The organism is Mucilaginibacter panaciglaebae, assembly GCF_039539265.1.
In the GTDB taxonomy this organism is placed as follows: domain Bacteria; phylum Bacteroidota; class Bacteroidia; order Sphingobacteriales; family Sphingobacteriaceae; genus Mucilaginibacter; species Mucilaginibacter panaciglaebae.
Window position 1 is genome coordinate 114630 of sequence record NZ_BAABCV010000004.1, and the last position, 17911, is coordinate 132540.

Below are 17911 nucleotides of genomic sequence, written 5' to 3' on the forward strand. Positions count from 1 at the left end.
TACATTAATGCAATATAAATACTGGTTGGTATGGTTATACCTTAATTGCCCGGTGCTTAAAAAACATGACATTATTTTACTATAAAAACCGCAATAGCGCATTATATTTGCTAAACAACAATTTTTAAACTTTAATATAAGTAATTATGGCATTTACACTACCGGCGTTATCTTATGCTACTGATGCATTAGAACCGCACATTGATAAACTAACCATGGAAATCCATCATGGCAAACATCATCAGGCTTATGTTACCAACTTAAACAAAGCGTTAGAAGGTAAAGCAGAGGCTGATGGTAATCTGGATGACATCATCAAAAATATTTCAAAATATCCGGCTGGCGTACGTAACAACGGCGGTGGCCACTACAACCATACTTTATTCTGGACGTTGCTTTCGCCAAATGGCGGTGGCGAGCCTGCCGGTGCTTTAGCCGATGCTATTAAAAGCACTTTCGGTTCATTTGATGAGTTTAAAACTAAAGTATCTGAAGCCGGTGCTACCCGCTTTGGTTCGGGCTGGGCCTGGTTGATTGTTACTGCTGATAAAAAGTTAGCTGTAACCTCAACTCCAAATCAAGACAACCCGCTAATGGATATTGTCGAAGTAAAAGGCACCCCAATTTTAGGTATCGATGTTTGGGAGCATGCTTATTACCTGAAATATCAAAACCGTCGCCCAGATTATTTGGCGGCTATCTGGAATGTAATTAACTGGCAACATGTTGCTGAATTATATGCTAAAGCTATAGCTTAATTTTGATAGCAGATTTCGGAATTTCTATTTCGGATTTATAAAATTTATATTTAAAGGTGGCAATCATTTGCTGCCTTTTTTTTGTTATTACTCAAATTGTCATTGCGAGCGTAGCCCCATAGCTGTGGGGATGCAAACATGCATTCTTGCGATTGCTTCGTCGTTCCTCCTCGCAATGACATAAAAGAAGACCATGAAAGCTAACGTACTCGAATCAGCCGATAAACCTATCACCTGGAAAGAAGTTGAAAAACCAGGCTTAGCTGCCGGCGAAGTATTAGTGAAAATTAAGGCCGCCGGGTTAAACCGCCGCGACTATTGGATAAGTGTAGGCAAATATGCCGGCTTAAAATATCCCATCATATTAGGATCGGACGGGGCAGGTGTGGTTGCTGAAACAGGTGAGGGTGTAGACTTGTCGTGGTTGAACAGGGAAGTAATCATTAATCCCGGCAATAATTGGGGCGACGACGAAAATTTTCAGGGAAGAGACTTTAAAATATTGGGCTTGCCCGATGACGGTACCTTTGCGGAATATGTAAAAACCCGCGCCGAATATCTATACGACAAACCAGCTTATTTAGATTGGGAGCATGCAGCTGCATTTCCGCTGGCCGGGCTTACAGCTTTCCGTGCGCTTTTTACCAAAGGCAAAGCCAAAAAAGGGGATACGGTTTTAATATCGGGCGTTGGCGGTGGTACCGGAGCTTTCGCTTTACAGTGGGCCGTGGCCGCAGGTTGCAAGGTGTTTGTTACCTCAGGCAACAGCGAAAAAATTGAACGTGCACGTCAATTGGGTGCAGCCGCAGGCGTCAACTATAAAGCGCAGGATTGGGCCGAAGAACTGCAACATCTGTCGGGTGGTTTTGATGTGATTATAGACAGTGCCTTAGGCCAGGGCTTTGCTAAATTCACTGATTTGGCTAAACCCGGTGGCCGTATAGTTTTTTTTGGCGCAACAGCGGGCGACATGCCAGCAATCCCCGGACGCAAGATATACTGGAAGCAATTGCAGATTTTGGGTACTACGATGGGTACCAAAAAAGATTTTGAAGTGATGCTGGCCTTTATGAACGAGCACCAGGTGATCCCGGTTATTGACGAGGTTCATCCGCTTGCCGAAGCAGCGAGGGCTATTGACAAGATGAGCACATCGTCCCAATTTGGCAATATCATCCTTAAAGCATAAAACTCAATGCTGCAATTAAGGGTTGACGCAATACTATGGGAAACTGTCGATACAGCCACTTTTTTTCTAGATGAGGTATCAGGTAAACGAATTAATTATAAGGCCGGGCAATTTATTACTCTGGTGTTCACACATCGCGATAAAGAAATTCGACGGTCATACTCCTTAAGCTCGTCGCCTGATGAAAAGCAACTATCCATCACTGTAAAGCGCATAGCCAATGGCGAGATATCGCGCTTTATGCTGACTAAAGTAAAGTTAGGTGATGTCCTTAATGCGGTCGAACCTGCGGGGCGTTTTACTGTGGTCAATTTTACTGCCCGGAAAGATATTGTATTTTTTGCGGCAGGGAGCGGCGTAGTGCCTGTTTTTTCGCAACTCAAATATATCCTGAATCGCAACGGCGATAGCAGGCTTACGCTTTTTTACAGCAGTCAAGATCAGGCTTCGATTTTATTTGGCGACGGATTGAACGACCTGCAAACTCGCCATCCCGACAGACTGAAAATTATTCACCTGTTAAGTAACGAAGGCAAACGATTAAATAACGTAAACGTTGAGCACCTTGTAAAACAATATATACATTTCAATTTAAATAAAGCAGAGTTTTATGTGTGCGGTCCGTTTGCTTACATGCGCATGGTACGGCTTACACTGTTATATATGGGCCTGGGAAACGCGCAGATCCGCAAAGAGAATTTTGTACTGGAAACCGTGCCGGTAACAGCTGGTTTTATTAACTATCCCCCGCGCTACATTCACATAAAATTTAATAACGAAATTCATGATTTAATGGTAGGCGAGAACCAGACCATATTGCAGGCGGCACTCCAGAATAACCTGCAGCTGCCTTACAGCTGCCGCGCCGGTATTTGTTCGGCCTGCACCGCTAACTGCACAAGCGGCAAAATTGATATGCCGGTTAACGATGTGCTAACTGATCTTGATCTGTCGCAGGGTTTGATATTGACGTGTACGGGGCACCCGATTAGTGATGATGTGGTGATTGAATTTTGTAGGTGATTTCTCTCCATTTGTCATTGCGAGGAGGAACGACCAAGCAATCGCACGCATTAGCAGTCCTACTTGCGGTTGTCACGCTCCGCTACCCATGACAGCTCTAAAATATATTTCAAAATAAGGTGTCAGCTTTTTTTTAATACGTATTGTCATATCTCCTTCAAAGCCTCACGGGTTAGTAAACAGCAATGACATAAGTAACTCCTAGGCTTTTCCGGTCAACTGCTTATTATGCATGCGCCGATGCACCACCTCTTTTACTTTTTTGCCTTTTTTATTACGCTTACCCCACCATATTATAACCCCGGTTATGGGTAAGCTGGCGCAGATCAGGCTGGCCAGGAAAGCTATGATCTTTGTCGGTAGCCCCAGTATCTGGCCTACATGAATATCATAGTTCATGTCGTTTACTTTTAAGCCTGCGCTTTTATTTTGGTGCATTAGTACCTTTAACGGCTTAGCGGTAAACTGATCAAAATCGTAAGTGTCGCTTTTGTAATAGTGCAGCGCTTTGTAATAAGCATTAATGGTTATTGTGCCGCCGGCTTTTTTGGTATCGCCATACATAATAAACATTTGTGCTTTTGCCGAATGCTGCTGTGCATAAAGGAACCCTTTATCCCAGGCGTCAATAGGCATTTGTGGTCTATGCAGCGAATCTGATACCGGAACCTGTTCTTCGGCAGTATAAGTCTGGCCAAGGTTTACCGCCTTGTTAATGCCTTTGGTTATCCACTGAAAAGCAATCGACAGGCCGGTTAAGGCTAATATCAGCGCTATGCTGCAGGCGTAAAAGCCTAATACGTTATGCAGGTCATAATTAACCCGGCGCCAGCGGCCGTTCCATTTTATGTTGAAGCTGCGTTTGCGGTCGCTTTTGCGTTTGGGCCACCACAGTACAATACCGGTTATCAAAAGAAACACAAAAGTCACAATCGACCAACCTACAATCTGCTTTCCGATTACCGGCGGTAGTAGCAGATACAAATGAATATATTCTACAACTACAAAAAAGTTGCGCTCAATATCTTCATCATGCAAAAATTTACCGGTGTATGGGTTAAGATTAATGTAATGCATCCCCAGTTTAGGTACCGGCAACATTACTATAGCCGGACGGTCTTTACCATAATAACCCACAATTGGGTCCTTCTCAGCCGTCGGGTAATATTTAAAAGCAATCTCCCTAAGTTGTGACGGTGGCAAAAAGGGCTTTTGCTCAACCGTTACCTTGCGGTAATCGTAAAGCGCATCCTGTATTTCATCCTGAAAAACAAAAAGGCAACCGGTAATGCTTACTATAACCACCACCAGCCCCGATATAAACCCCAGCCAGCGGTGTATGAAAAGGATGTTCTTTTTTAGCGGTGTCATATAACGGCCGCAAGGTACACCTTTTTTGTTATTATTTAGAATAAGTTTAAATAAAGATAATAAGCTCGCAATCTGAGATTACGCTCCTGAATATCTAAGATTTAAACTTGGCCGTTGTATTGGTGATATGTGCTAAATGATGTTTGCCATGCCAGGCATAAAGCGCCAGGTTTCTCTTAAGGCTGATCTCCGCACCGGTTTCCGGATGGATAAAATAGCGGTTCCATTGCTCGTCTGTTAAACTCTCAAACAAAGCCAACATGCGCTGATGAATGCCTTCAAGCAGGATCAGTGATGGTTCGATCGGTAATTTATAGTCGGCCAGATGCACCCAGTCGGCCTGTTTATACGCTTTAATGGTTGGGCTGTCCTCGGTCAGTGCCCACTTAAAACGGATAAGCCCATTCATGTGACTATCAGGAAGATGGTGTACAACTTGTCTGATCGTCCAGCCGCCGGGGCGGTAGGGGGTGTCTAACTGGGTATCGGTTAGCCCCGTTACAGCAGTGCGAACTTTGGAAGGCAGCCCGCGGATATCATTTATCCAACTTTGTATTGCCTCCTGGCTGTAAGACTCGGGTATCGAGAATTTGCCTACGGGATATTGTAAAGGGTCGATAGATTGGGTAATGCTCATGGTTTGTGTTAAAAAGCCAAAGTCGGATGTTTTTTATTAAAATTTGTCGCCTGCTGGTAAATTCTGGCGGCCTCCAAAGTTTTGCCCTCGCCAAAAAGCTGTCCCATAAAGGTGATACTGGTTGGCCTGCCCGCTCGGTTAAAACCGTTAGGTAAAACTACGCAGGGGTTACCGGTTAAATTGGTCAGCGTTAAATTTGCACTGAAAGCCGGTGTAATATAAATATCTAATCCTTTTAGCTTATTATACCATTGCTGTATCAACAAAGTACGGGCACGACTGGCCTGGATATACTCAACAGCCGGAACAAACTGTGCCGTCCGGAAAATATTGGGCCAGGCGTATTTGCTTTGTCGCACCAGCATATCGTCTTTATGATTCAATACTAACTCCTGGAAAGCGGCACCAGCTTCGGCATCCAGCATCATGGCGATTGCGCCTAATGGCATATCAGGTGTTTCTATAGGTACCAACTCTGCACCTAGTTCTTTTAATTTAACTAAGGTAAGTGAGCCGTTAGTTTTATTGGCATAACGGTTTTGAAAAGCCGCTTTCAGATAACCTATCTTCCATCCCTTAAGCGAGTTTACGTTACCGTCATAATTGAATGGGGCAGCTATTGTACTCAGGTCCTTGGGGTCGGTACCCTGCACGGCGTTAAAAACAATGGCAGCATCTTCAACGCTGCGGGTTATTGGCCCTAACTTATCCATGCTCCAACTTAGCGCCATTGCACCATATTTGCTAACGCGACCAAACGACGGACGTAATCCGGTAGCGCCGCATTCTGTAGATGGCGATACGATGGATCCCAGCGTTTCTGAACCGATGGCAAAAGGCAGACACCCGGCGCTGACCGCCGACGCCGGCCCTGCAGATGAACCACTCGAACCCCGGGTAATATCCCAGGGATTGCGGGTCATGCCACCAAACCAGGTATCGCCCATAGCTAACTCACCTAAAGTAAGTTTGGCAAGCAGCACTGCTCCGGCGTCGCGCAGACGTTTCACTACTGTTGCATCTATCCCTAATTTCTGATCAATATAAGGCGAAGCGCCATAGGTTGTTTTTGAATCGGCCGTTGATAATAAGTCCTTAACGCCATAGGGGACACCATGCAATACGCCACGATATTTTCCGGCTCTTATTTCGGCGTCGGCCCGGGCAGCTTCTTTAAGCGCCTGTTCCTCGGTAAAATTAACTACAAAAAGCAGTTTAGAATTATACTTCCTAAGTCGAGCGATATAAAATTTAGTCAGCTCAACTGATGTGATTTGACGGGTACGAAGTAGTTCGGCCAGCTCGCGAACATTATAGAAGGCCAGTTCATCTTTATTGGCAGGTAATTTAACGACATTTATTTTTGATAGTTTGAAACTATTGGTATTGTCCTGCGTAACAAAGCCTACTGGTACCGGATTAAAGTTGAGCGACGGTACCACGCTATTCGGTATATTTAATTTCCGCAGCGCCTGATAATCACGTACCCGGTCATTCAACGAGTTTAGCATAGAGTCGCTTTGAGCGGTGGTAAAATCCATGCCGATAATTTTTTGCGCCGCGGCAACAACCTGAATGGTTATAGGGCTTGATTGCACCTGGTTCCATACAAAGGCACCGAAAATAAAGCTCAAAATGAGGCTTAACGGTAAAACTATATACTTTAAAATAGAATTTTTTGCCATAAGTAAAAGGTTTGCTCTAATTTAGCATTTTATACGTGTTTATTGGCTGATGGTTAAAAAGTTATTTGTCTTAGTTTTTATTTTTTCTTCTTCATTTACTTTTGCAGAAACCATTAAAACTGATGTATTGGTAATTGGTGACGGTGCTGGCGCTGTGGCTGCTGCTATTCAAAGCTCGCGCAGTAAACTAAATACCGTACTGCTGGTTAGCGGCGGCTGGATGCCGATGCTACAAGGTAAAAATATGATCACGGTTAGTGATAACCGTACTATCCCGTCGGGCATTTGGGGCGAATTCAGAAAACAGGTGCATCAGTTTTACAAAAGTAAACCAGGCTATGACACTACTTATACGGCTCCTCTGCAGTTTGAGCCTTTTACGGGCGCGGGGATCCTCAAAAACATAGCTGATACCACAAGCCGTCTTAAGATAAAATTAGATGCGCCTTATAAAGCTATTGAAAAAGATGGAACGGGTTGGGAGGTGACATATACACAAAATGGCAAAGTGTATTATGTAAAAGCAAAAGCTTTGATTGACGCTACAAATAGCAATGAACTTGTCAGGCTGGCCGGTGCGTCATTGCCGCCTCCATTAACTTATGGTAATAATTTATATCGCACTTCAATAGCAGCCGGAGATGATATGCCCGTGCCAGCAAACGCCGGTAACGATGTCAAGCGATCAGCGTCATATTTGGTCCCTATGAGCCTGTTGGTAGTAAAGAATGCTGATAATTTATTTGTAACCGAAAACGTGCTGCAAAACAAACCTAGCCTGCCTATGCAAATGGCAATAGGCCAGGGCGTAGGTGTAATGGCAGCTTATTGTGCTTTTTTTAAAACCACCAGCAAGAATTTAAAGGTACGGGCTATACAAAGCGAGCTATTGGATTTTAAAGGATACCTGTTGCCTTTTGATGATGTTAGTCCAAAGGAACATTATTTCAGAGCGATACAGCAAATTGCGGTGACGGGGTTGTTAAAAGGCCTGGTTAGTAAAGTCAAGAATGATCAGACAGCATATTTGTTTCTGCCTGATTCGGCAGTTTATACAGCCGAGATCAAGCCGGTGCTGATTGAAATTTACAGTCGCGCCTTTATCTGGTTTAACAATACCAAACCGGGCATTAAATTCACTACAGGTAATCTGTTGTCGTTTATCAGTGAAATCACACTGACTGATCCGCAGTCTTTCCAAACTACCATGCAAAAGGAGTGGAGTGGCAAATACAAATTCAAATCAGGTTTCGATCTGAAACATGTAGTTACCCGCAGAGAGTTTGCTATACTGGCTAATCAATATCTGAATCCGTTTGCGCGTACCGTCGATCTAACCGGCCGGATGATCAATTAAACTAAATTAATCTGCATCAAAACGTTTCAGGATCTTCCTGCCCAGGTCAAACGTAATTCTGAATGCTTCCTGGTTATCATTAAGATGCCCTGGCGAGAAGTGAAAGCTACCGATAAACTGCCCTTTGATCCTGTCAAACATAAACGGCGTGTAAATAATGTCAATGCGGTTGTAGGTAGGTTTTGAATAGAAAGAATCGCCGTAGTCAATAGTGCTGCCCTGGCCATGATAAAACTCTTCATATAAAGCTATTTTATGATAGCTCAGATAAGCGCTAAATACAAAACCCTTTGGCATGCGAAAACCATCAACGCCACGCGCACGCTCAAATGACATTAATCCGCCGGCTTCAATAGTCAGTGAGTCTAAAAAAGTTCTGTGGCTAAAGTCGAGGCCAAGTTTAATTTCACCAGCACCGTTATCGTTAATCCTGTCGTTGGGTACAGGAATTTCGGCACCTGCGTCATGCATCAGGAAAAAGTAATGTGACACATAGAACGGACCATAAGCAACCGGCCTGTATTTGCCAGAAAAGCCAAACAAAAACTGCTCGCGGCGGGTGGTGGTTTGGCGGCTAACCCAATCTATCCAACCTGTTTCCGTAAAATTTTCAGTTTGATACCGCGCCAGCAAGCCCTCAATATTAGGGCGGTAGTAGCGCAGCGTATCATTGAGCAAAGCACGCGGATAATTGTCAAGCAGGCCCTGGCGCGGAAACTCGCCTGCGTAGAAGTTCCATTTGGTGCCGGTATATTTATAGTATGCTATGGGGTCAACTTTACCAAAAAAAGGTTGTGCGCCAAACTCATGCAAGGCGTTAACGCCCACGATAAAATGGTTCAGGCTATCCAGGTTCAAGCCAAAATCGAGCGCGGTGCGGGTACCTGAATAAGTACGTGAGCGGGGGATGAAAGCTTTATACTCGCGGTTATCTAAAAAGCCCAGGCCGTTAAAATTAACATCCAAACTTTGTTGCGCTAAAGCGGCTTTGCTGGTAACAATTGAAATGAAAAGAAATAAGCAGATTTTTTTTGACATAGATAAACTGTTTAATTGACCACCAGAGATATGATCCTGCTGTTTTTACTGCCTTTAAAAGGGTCTGTCCGAATAGAAAATATCATATCGTATTTCCCTTTTTGAGGTGCGGTGATATTGAATGTATAATGCGTGCTCTCGCCGGGCTTTAAAACGATATTATTAAAATCGTCGCCGCTTTTTTGCGCAACGCTTTTGCCATTGTCCTCAAAAAATACCGCCCCTAATAAGGCTTTGTGCAATTGCCCTTTGTTGCCAAAGTTTATGGTGTAAGGATATGGATTTGTGATGGTTAAATCAATAGCCTTTTGCTCCCCAGCACGTAATATTAAATGGGTTATACCTGCATCTATCTCTAATTTTTGATACGTGCGCACATTATCAATCCAACCGCCATACCATGTTCCTGCTTTAACCTGTATCTGTTCGTTGACATCTATTTCGGGTGCATCAAGCAGATAATAGGCGCGATGATGCTGTAACCTTTCTTCAATTGGCCAGATGTCATATTGTGTGCGCCGATAATAACGCGAGTCGTATGAAAACGCTTTCAGGCTATTGGTGTAATAATTATACTTCGATGGGTTTTGGAAACCTTTGTCGGTGATCAAATAATTATCGCCAATTTTTTTGTGGATAGTTTGTGCCCAGTCTTTAAAGCCGTAATAACTTTTAATCTGGCCGATTTGGGTAACTACCTGCCATTGAAATAGCATGCCCAATCTTAATCCCACAACAAAAATTATGTTGATCACGGCTGCGATATTGAACCATTTAGGTACACCGCCTTTTTGATTAAAGCGTATAAGCGACAATATAACCAGCGGTGCAAAGGCTATCAACGTCCAATGCGGCTGGGCTTCGCCCCTGAAAGTGGAAAAGAAAAAGAAAGAGAAAGTACCAATTCCGTTCACCAATAAACAGCGGATAAAGGCATCCTTAATTTTTACGGTAAAGGCCGAATAAAACAAGAACCAACCTATAAAGGGCCCGGCCATAAGCAACTGACCAGGAATATACAGATAACTGTTCTCGGCGCTGTAAATTTTCATAGCCTGCTCATATAAATGGTAGGTAACCGTGGGGAAGCCATGGCTAATCTGCCATAAAATATGGGGTATATAAAGAACCACTGCCAAAGCCGCAATAAACCAAAACGAAGGCCGCTTGAATAATTTAATGTTACTGATAACAGTAAAAGCAATAAGCAGCACCGCGTGATATTTACTATAAAACATGCAGGCAATTACTACACCCAGTATGGTTGCCAGCCACCATTTGTCTTCATCGAGATAACGCTGGTAGAAATAGTAAAACAGCATAGCAAAGAAAAACAAAGGTGCATCGGGCGTAGTGGTAAAGCCGTAAATATGCAGAATAAGCATGCCTGCTACTACCAGCACAAAAGCCCTGGCACTAACCGCGTATCGTTTTAGAATGAGCCATAAAATATAAATACTGATGCTGCTGGCGATGATGGTAAGCGATCGCAGGCAAAGCTCATTATGCCCCAGGCTATCGCCGATGCGAATGAACAAGGCCACCATGGGTGGATGGTCAAAATATCCCCAATCCAGAAAGCGCGAATACATCCAGTAGTAAGCTTCGTCGGCATGAAGCTCAAGAGTAGCCGCCTGGATGATGTTTAATGTCGTCCAGCATAACAAAAAGTACCAGACAGGTTTTTCAGATTGTTTTACTGATGGGGTGGATGATAACATTTAAATGTATAATTTCAGCAGAGGCAAATGTATACAAATATTTGCTCAGGCTAACAGAAATGTAATAGCGGCAGAACTACAACATTAGCGATTGCCTTATCTTTTCATGAAGAGGTACATATAGATATCCGGGGTTTTGAAGCGGGTTATTTGATTGTTCCCGAGCCGGTTGCATAATGCATTTACGCGTTTGAATAGCACGATCATAGATTTCTCGCTATGCTCGAAATGACAACGGAGTATAAAAGAAAAGCGGCCCGAATGTGCCGCTTTTCTTTTTACTTCTCCAGAGAAGATTTTAAGCGGCTATATTCCCAATAATAATCTTGCCGGGTCTTCCAGTAATTGTTTAACTCTTACCAGAAAGCTTACTGATTCGCGGCCATCGACAAGGCGGTGATCGTATGACAGGGCAACGTACATCATCGGGCGGATAACTACCTGGCCGTTTATGGCGACGGGACGCTCAATAATGTTATGCATACCCAGGATGGCAGATTGAGGCGAATTGATGATCGGTGTTGATAACATTGAACCAAACACTCCGCCATTGGTGATGGTAAAGGTTCCGCCGGTCATTTCTTCCAATGATAATTTGTTGTCGCGGGCTTTAGTAGCTAAAGTGACAACCGCTTTCTCTATCTCGGCCAGGCTCAGGCTGTCTGCATTACGGATAACTGGTACTACCAAACCTTTAGGCGCAGATACCGCTATAGAAATATCAGCAAAGTTGCTGTAAACAACCTCGTCACCTTCAATGCGCGCACCAACAGCCGGCCAGTCTTTCAGGGCCTCAGTTACCGCTTTAGTGAAGAATGACATAAAGCCTAAGCCAACGCCATGTTTTTCTTTAAATTTATCTTTGTATTTGGCGCGCAGGTCCATGATAGGCTGCATGTCTACCTCGTTAAAGGTGGTCAGCATTGCCGTTTCATTTTTTACCGTTACCAAACGCTTAGCCACAGTTTTGCGAAGTGGCGACATTTTTTCGCGGCGTTCGCTTCTTTCGCCGGCTGGTGCTGCGCCAGGCGCGGGTGGCGGAGTTGGCGCCACAGATGGCGCAGATGCTGGCGCTTTTACAGGTGCAGTTTGTGCAGCCAGTGCATCCTCTTTAGTGATACGGCCGTTAACGCCGCTACCGGTAATTGATCCGGCTTCAACGCCTTTTTCGGCCAATATTTTTGCAGCAGCAGGCGATGGTGTACCCGATGCATAAGTGGTTCCTTTTTCGGTTGAAGCAGAAGCAGGGGCTGTTGCCTCTGCTTTGGCGGCTGGTGCGGCTTCAGCTTTGGGTGCCGGCGTAGCGGCGGCCCCACCTTCTTCGATAGTGCAAACAACAGCGCCAATAGGCAAAACATCGCCTTCTTTGGCTATTGTTTTTAATACACCTGCTTTCTCAGCGGTAAGTTCAAAGGTGGCTTTATCAGATTCCAGTTCGGCAATGGCTTCGTCCATGGCTACGGTATCGCCGTCTTTTTTTAACCAACTCGATAACGTTACTTCTGTTATTGACTCGCCAACCGGCGGAACTTTAATTTCTAAGCTCATATTGTTAGGTATGTTATTTATCGTTATTTCCTGTCATCAGGTGTTAAAATCTTGATCTTGTCCCATAGCAAAGCTGCAATATTTCGCATCCCTTTATCACTGGGATGTGCTGCAACGCCCGCGTCCGCAAACAAACCTAATGAAAAGTTTGATCCGTCGTTTACTATTGACTTCAATAAAACATACGGCGGATGTTTTATCATTACGTTGTCAACTACGCTACCCCAAATCGATCCCCCACCTAAAACAATAACATTTGCATTGTCAGCTTTAAAATAATTGATCAGCGCTGTATACCGCTCATTAAACATTTGCAAGTCTATATCAGCCGATACATTTTCGCCAATGCGGATGAGCACCAGATCGGGCTTAATAGCCTTCAGAGTGCCTAATTCAGCATCAAGATCATAATGCAAGGGGTCAACCTCAAAAGGCTCTATGTTTTTGATCTTGACCTGCACATTAGGGTTCTTAACCTTAAAATGATTGATCAGGATATGCACATAGTCCGAATCCTGCATGGTAGCCGCCATACCCCAATTGCCAAACCAACCTATAGCTGTATTGTTCGGCGAGTAGGTAATGCTGTTGCCCAATATGACAACGTTATAAAATGTTAAAGTACTATCAACAGGTTTGCTCTTAACGTTTGTTTCAAGAGCTTGCTGTTTCTTACAGCATATCAGAAGCGGCAAAAAAGCCAGGGTAAGCACTCGCCATTTCATCATACAATCAATCTGCGCCTGCAGCGGCCATTTTCTTGGCTGTTGCTTTTACTGCTTCTTTTACTTTTTTGCCTGCAGGCGATTCGAATGCTTTTGATATCAAATACAGTTGCTGTGCGGCATGTTGTTTGGCAAAGCCGGTAGCAGTGCTTGCACTTTCATTTCTTGAGATCACATTATCAAAACGCAAAGCTTCTTCGGTACGCGATTTGCGCCATAAATAAGGCCAGGCACCCATGTTCTCGGGTTCTTCCTGTACCCAAATAAAATCAGTAGCCTTATTGTATTTGCCTCTGATTGCTTCTATTTGCTGTATCGGAGTAGGGTAAAGCTGCTCTAAACGTATAATAGCAACGTCTTTTCGGTCATCTGCAGTTTGTTTTTCCAGCAGGTCATAATATATCTTGCCAGAGCAAAATAATACACGTTTAACTTTTTTGGCGTCTGCTTTAACATCGTCAATTACCTCTTTGAAACCGTCGTCGGTAAAGTCGGCCAGCGGCGATACGCATTTAGGTGCACGCAATAAACTCTTAGGGGTAAAAATCACTAATGGCTTCCGGAACTCACGGTAAATCTGCCGACGCAGCAGATGGAAGAAGTTAGCCGGCGTGGTGCAGTTTGCTACCTGAATATTATTATCGGCGCAAAGTTCCATAAAGCGCTCTATACGCGCTGATGAGTGTTCAGGACCCTGACCCTCATAACCGTGTGGTAATAACATTACCAGACCGTTGCCTCGCTGCCATTTGGTTTCGGCACTAGCTACGTACTGGTCAACAATAGTCTGTGCGCCATTAAAGAAATCGCCAAATTGTGCTTCCCAAATGGTAAGTGCGTTGGGATTTGCCAGGGCATAACCATATTCAAAACCTAAAACGCCATATTCTGACAGCAGTGAATTATAAATATGAAACTTCTCACCCTGAATGTTATTCAGCGGGCTATATTCTTCTTCTGAATCGGCCAAAGTTAATACTGCATGACGATGGGAGAATGTGCCGCGTTTAACGTCCTCGCCGCTTAGGCGTACAATATGTCCCTCGCTTAATAGCGATGCATAAGCCATTAATTCGCCCATGGCCCAGTCAAACACCTGCGTTCCGTTAACCATTTTGTTGCGTTCTTCAAACAGCTTTTCAATCTTCTTGAAGAACACTTTATCTTTAGGCAATCCGGTTATTTTTTTACCGATAGCCAGAAAATCTTCCTTACTTATAACAGTTTTAACCGGAGCTGTAAAATCTCTCTCTGTAGCCAGGTGTAAACCATTCCAGGCACCGGCAAACATAGGTATCGACTCTGTAAAACGATCCTGAGCTTTTGACTCGTCAAGGTCTTTTTGCAAACGGGCGCGGAAATCGGTCTCCATTTGTTTCACCTCGTCATCTTTTACCACACCTTCGGCAGTTAGTTTAGTCATGTAAACCTCGCGCGGGTTAGGGTGGGCATCAATGGCCTTGTATAACAATGGTTGGGTAAATTTTGGCTCATCAGCCTCATTATGCCCATAGCGACGGTAGCAAAGGATATCAATAAACACATCACCGTGGAATACCTGACGATACTCCATAGCCATATTGATCACGTAAGCCAAAGCTTCAACATCATCGCCATTGACATGGAATACAGGAGCTAAAACGGTTTTAGCCACGTCCGTACAATAAGTACTTGAACGTGCATCAGTAAAGTTGGTGGTAAAGCCTATCTGGTTATTAATTACCAGGTGAATGGTGCCGCCGGTACGATAGCCATCCAGTTTTTCCATTTGCAACACTTCATAAACAATACCCTGACCGGCTATCGAAGCATCTCCATGTATTAATATTGGTGCGATCTTACTGTGATCGCCATTATATTTAAAGTCAATTTTTGAGCGGGTTAAACCCTCAACAACCGGGTCGACCGCCTCTAAGTGCGACGGGTTTGGGCATAGGCTAAGGTGTACTTTTTTACCATTCTCGGCTTCAACGTCAGTTGAAAAGCCCAGGTGATATTTTACGTCGCCACCCGCGGTTGAATCTTCATCATAGTTTTTACCTTCAAATTCAGAGAATATCTCTTTGTAGGTTTTTTTCATGATGTTGGCCAGGACGTTCAAACGTCCGCGGTGCGCCATACCAATGGTGAACTCCTCGATACCCAAAGTAGCGCCTTTCTGGATCACTGAATCCATTGCCGGTATCAATGCCTCTGCTCCTTCCAGCGAAAAACGTTTTTGTCCCAGGAATTTAGTGCCCAAAAAGTTTTCGAAAATTACCGCCTCGCTAACTTTGCGCAGCATTAGCTTTTTATCTTCGACAGAGAATGATGGTTTGTTGCGCTGGCTTTCCATGCGCTCCTGAAACCATTTTACTTTTATAGGGTTGCGGATATACTGATACTCTGCACCGATAGTGCCGCAATAAGTTTCTTCCAGCATCTGCACAATATCGCGCAGTTTGGCAGGGCCCAAACCAACCTCAATACCGGCATTAAATACCGTATCCAGATCGTTTTTTGACAGGCCGAAGGCTTCCAGTTCTGTGCCTGGAAAATGCTGACGACGCTCGCGTACTGGGTTAGTCTTTGCAAATAAATGACCACGGCCCCGATAGCCGTCTATCATGTTTAAAACATTAATTTCTTTTAAAAAATGATCAGGGGTTTCGGCACTTACAGTTTGTGCCTGCGATCCGCGTCCGAAATCAAAACCTTCGAAGAATTTTTGCCATCCAAAATCAACCGAGGAAGGGTCTTGTTTGTAGGTTTCGTATAAAGAATCAATAAAAGCAGCGTTATTACTATTTATATAATTGAGGCTATCCATGGTAAACCAATCTTAAGATGTTGCAAAAGTAAGCATAACGTATTATAAACATTAAATTTAATTACAAAACATTTACCACTTTACGCACAAAAATCGTGTAAACGATAAAACAAACAATAATGTTATAATTATGCTTCAAAAGCGTATAATATTGGCTTTAAAAGTGTCGTTTTTTGCAACAAATTACTCTGGTAAATCTATTCTTCGGAAAGAACGGTTGATAAACCTGTAATAAAGTGTATTGTTTGAAAGAATTCATACACAACATACAAAGCTTAGGCCGCCGGCGTACCATCTTAGTTTAATTTCTGGAGGTGAAATTTGCTTCAGCGTGGACTCATCGGGTCTACGCTTCGCTGGAACACCCTTGTCTTCTGCAAGCGGGCGTAGGGGGCGCTTTAATTATTAATAATGAATATTGAATTTCGAGTACCTCATAGTTTATTATTGATATTCAGTATTCGATATTTTCCAACCCTCTTTGCCAACGGCGAAAAGGGAGTATATTACATTACAAAATAAAGTCGGGCCGATGGCGCTTAAAGGATAATATCCGATAGCAAACCATTCATCATTCAACATTTGGTTCAAAAATATTCAAAAGATTATACCGCCAGTTCAGCACCGGCCCAGGTGCTGATAAACTCGCTATTGGTTTCGAGTTCGCCGGCTTGTTTGGCCAGGTTGAAGTATTTGTTGTCGCGTGGATCATGGCCCAGTCCGGCTACAAAGGCCCAGTTGCCCCAATTGCTGGCAGGCGAGTAGTCGATCAATTTTTCCTCAAAGTAAGCCGCGCCTTTTTTCCAGTCAATGTCCAGGTTGCGTACAAGATAGCCTGCAACCATCTGACGGCTAAAGTTACTGATATAGCCGGTAGCGTTGAGCTTGCGCATGCTGGCATCAATAAACGGAATACCGGTGTTACCGCTTTTCCATTTTTCAAACAGCCGCTGTTTTTCGGGCGATGTTGTTTCGGGCTGTGCATCGGTGGTAAAATACTGCTTGCCGTGTTTTTTAAACATAAACCTGAAATAATCACGCCATAACAGCTCTAATCGGAGCATGCCGGTGTTATGTGCGTTCTTGTCGTGCTCATGTTTAACTACGGCCCAATAAACCTCGCGCATGGATATGCAACCTAATGCCATCCAGGGCCCTAATTTAGATGAGCGGTCAACAGTTGCGCCGTTGCGGCCCTTAGTAGGAGCCACTTGTTGATTGTTAGCAAAATATTCTTCCAGGCGCGCTAATCCTGCGGTTTCGCCGCCGGTAAATTTTATGCGTGCGCGTGCATCGTCAAGCGGTTCATCCAACCCTAAATCGTTCAGGGTGGGCAGTTCGCCGGCATCGTTTATTTCAGGAGTAACTAAATTATCAGGCGCCGGTAGTGAGGTACGTACATCGCTGTCGCGCTCCACTTTCTTCTTGAAAACAGCAAAGCTATCCGGAATATCTTTTATCGGAAAGGGAAGATCTTCTTTATGATATAAGGTGTGACCGATGAAGTGCTTGAGGTTCAGTTTAAGGTTCCACAATGCGGTTTCTACTTCTTCAGAGATATTGGTCTCCTCATAAGCCACCTCGCGGTGATGGTAAACTTCGTTGACACCATATTGCTGAGCCAGTTGAGGCAATACCTCGGCGGGGTTGCCGGTACGGACAATCAGCCCACCGCCTAAACCTTCCAGATTTTTGCGCAAATCAGCAACCGACTCTATTAAAAACCGCGCTCTTAGGGCACCGGTTTTAGGCGAGCCATCGGCATTGGGCTTGAAATAATAGGGATCGAAAATATAAACAGGCAATACTTTGTCGGCTTTACGTGTTGCTTCTAATAATATTTCATTATCATGAACACGCAAATCATTTCTAAACCAGACCAGTATTATTCTTTCGCTCATATAGATTTAAGCACCTACAAATTTGCAATTTATTTGGGTTATTACAGCCGGTATATACAACTTTATGACATGAACCCAACATTTGAACGTGCTAACCCACAAAACATCGGCGTAAAAAAACTGTTCAGTTATAGATAAAAATGCCATTT

The 17911-nt window shown here is 43.9% G+C and carries 13 protein-coding genes; 4 read left to right on the plus strand and 9 right to left on the minus strand.

Annotated elements, in window-relative coordinates:
- Window positions 1–146: 146 nt before the first annotated feature.
- The 3 genes from ABD772_RS06565 (at window position 147) to ABD772_RS06575 (ending at window position 2970) form a co-directional block, all read left to right on the plus strand.
- Window positions 147–758, plus strand: a complete 612-nt coding sequence (locus tag ABD772_RS06565) for a superoxide dismutase (RefSeq protein ID WP_345101991.1) — start codon at window positions 147–149, stop codon at window positions 756–758.
- A 193-nt stretch (window positions 759–951) separates the two neighbouring features.
- Window positions 952–1947, plus strand: coding sequence for a zinc-binding dehydrogenase (locus ABD772_RS06570; protein WP_345101993.1), 996 nt, complete (start codon window positions 952–954; stop codon window positions 1945–1947).
- A 6-nt stretch (window positions 1948–1953) separates the two neighbouring features.
- A complete protein-coding gene (locus ABD772_RS06575; RefSeq protein WP_345101995.1) occupies window positions 1954–2970 on the plus strand; it encodes a 2Fe-2S iron-sulfur cluster-binding protein in 1017 nt (338 codons plus the stop codon).
- A gap of 201 nt (window positions 2971–3171) precedes the next feature.
- Here ABD772_RS06575 and ABD772_RS06580 read toward each other — a convergent pair whose 3' ends face one another.
- The 3 genes from ABD772_RS06580 to ABD772_RS06590 form a co-directional block, all read right to left on the minus strand.
- Window positions 3172–4341, minus strand: coding sequence for a PepSY-associated TM helix domain-containing protein (locus ABD772_RS06580; protein WP_345101996.1), 1170 nt, complete (start codon window positions 4339–4341; stop codon window positions 3172–3174).
- A gap of 94 nt (window positions 4342–4435) precedes the next feature.
- A complete protein-coding gene (locus ABD772_RS06585) occupies window positions 4436–4978 on the minus strand; it encodes a YfiT family bacillithiol transferase (RefSeq protein WP_345101998.1) in 543 nt (180 codons plus the stop codon).
- An 8-nt stretch (window positions 4979–4986) separates the two neighbouring features.
- Window positions 4987–6663, minus strand: a complete 1677-nt coding sequence (locus tag ABD772_RS06590; RefSeq protein WP_345102000.1) for an amidase — start codon at window positions 6661–6663, stop codon at window positions 4987–4989.
- Window positions 6664–6712: 49 nt separating this feature from the next.
- Here ABD772_RS06590 and ABD772_RS06595 point away from each other — a divergent pair, with 49 nt between their 5' ends.
- Complete coding sequence (locus ABD772_RS06595; RefSeq protein WP_345102002.1) at window positions 6713–8020, plus strand: FAD-dependent oxidoreductase; 1308 nt, start codon at window positions 6713–6715, stop codon at window positions 8018–8020.
- Window positions 8021–8026: 6 nt separating this feature from the next.
- Here ABD772_RS06595 and ABD772_RS06600 read toward each other — a convergent pair whose 3' ends face one another.
- From ABD772_RS06600 to ABD772_RS06625, 6 genes are all read right to left on the minus strand, one after another.
- A complete protein-coding gene (locus tag ABD772_RS06600; protein WP_345102004.1) occupies window positions 8027–9058 on the minus strand; it encodes a hypothetical protein in 1032 nt (343 codons plus the stop codon).
- Window positions 9059–9069: 11 nt separating this feature from the next.
- A complete protein-coding gene (locus ABD772_RS06605) occupies window positions 9070–10779 on the minus strand; it encodes an ArnT family glycosyltransferase (RefSeq protein WP_345102005.1) in 1710 nt (569 codons plus the stop codon).
- 306 nt (window positions 10780–11085) lie between these two features.
- Complete coding sequence (odhB, locus tag ABD772_RS06610) at window positions 11086–12327, minus strand: 2-oxoglutarate dehydrogenase complex dihydrolipoyllysine-residue succinyltransferase (RefSeq protein ID WP_345102007.1); 1242 nt, start codon at window positions 12325–12327, stop codon at window positions 11086–11088.
- Window positions 12328–12350: 23 nt separating this feature from the next.
- A complete protein-coding gene (locus ABD772_RS06615; protein ID WP_345102009.1) occupies window positions 12351–13055 on the minus strand; it encodes an SGNH/GDSL hydrolase family protein in 705 nt (234 codons plus the stop codon).
- A 4-nt stretch (window positions 13056–13059) separates the two neighbouring features.
- On the minus strand, window positions 13060–15861 hold the full coding sequence (locus ABD772_RS06620) for a 2-oxoglutarate dehydrogenase E1 component (protein ID WP_345102011.1): 2802 nt from the start codon (window positions 15859–15861) through the stop codon (window positions 13060–13062).
- Window positions 15862–16466: 605 nt separating this feature from the next.
- Window positions 16467–17762 carry a DASH family cryptochrome gene (locus ABD772_RS06625; RefSeq protein WP_345102013.1) on the minus strand — a complete coding sequence of 432 codons (1296 nt, stop codon included), beginning with the start codon at window positions 17760–17762 and terminating at the stop codon, window positions 16467–16469.
- Window positions 17763–17911 lie beyond the last annotated feature (149 nt).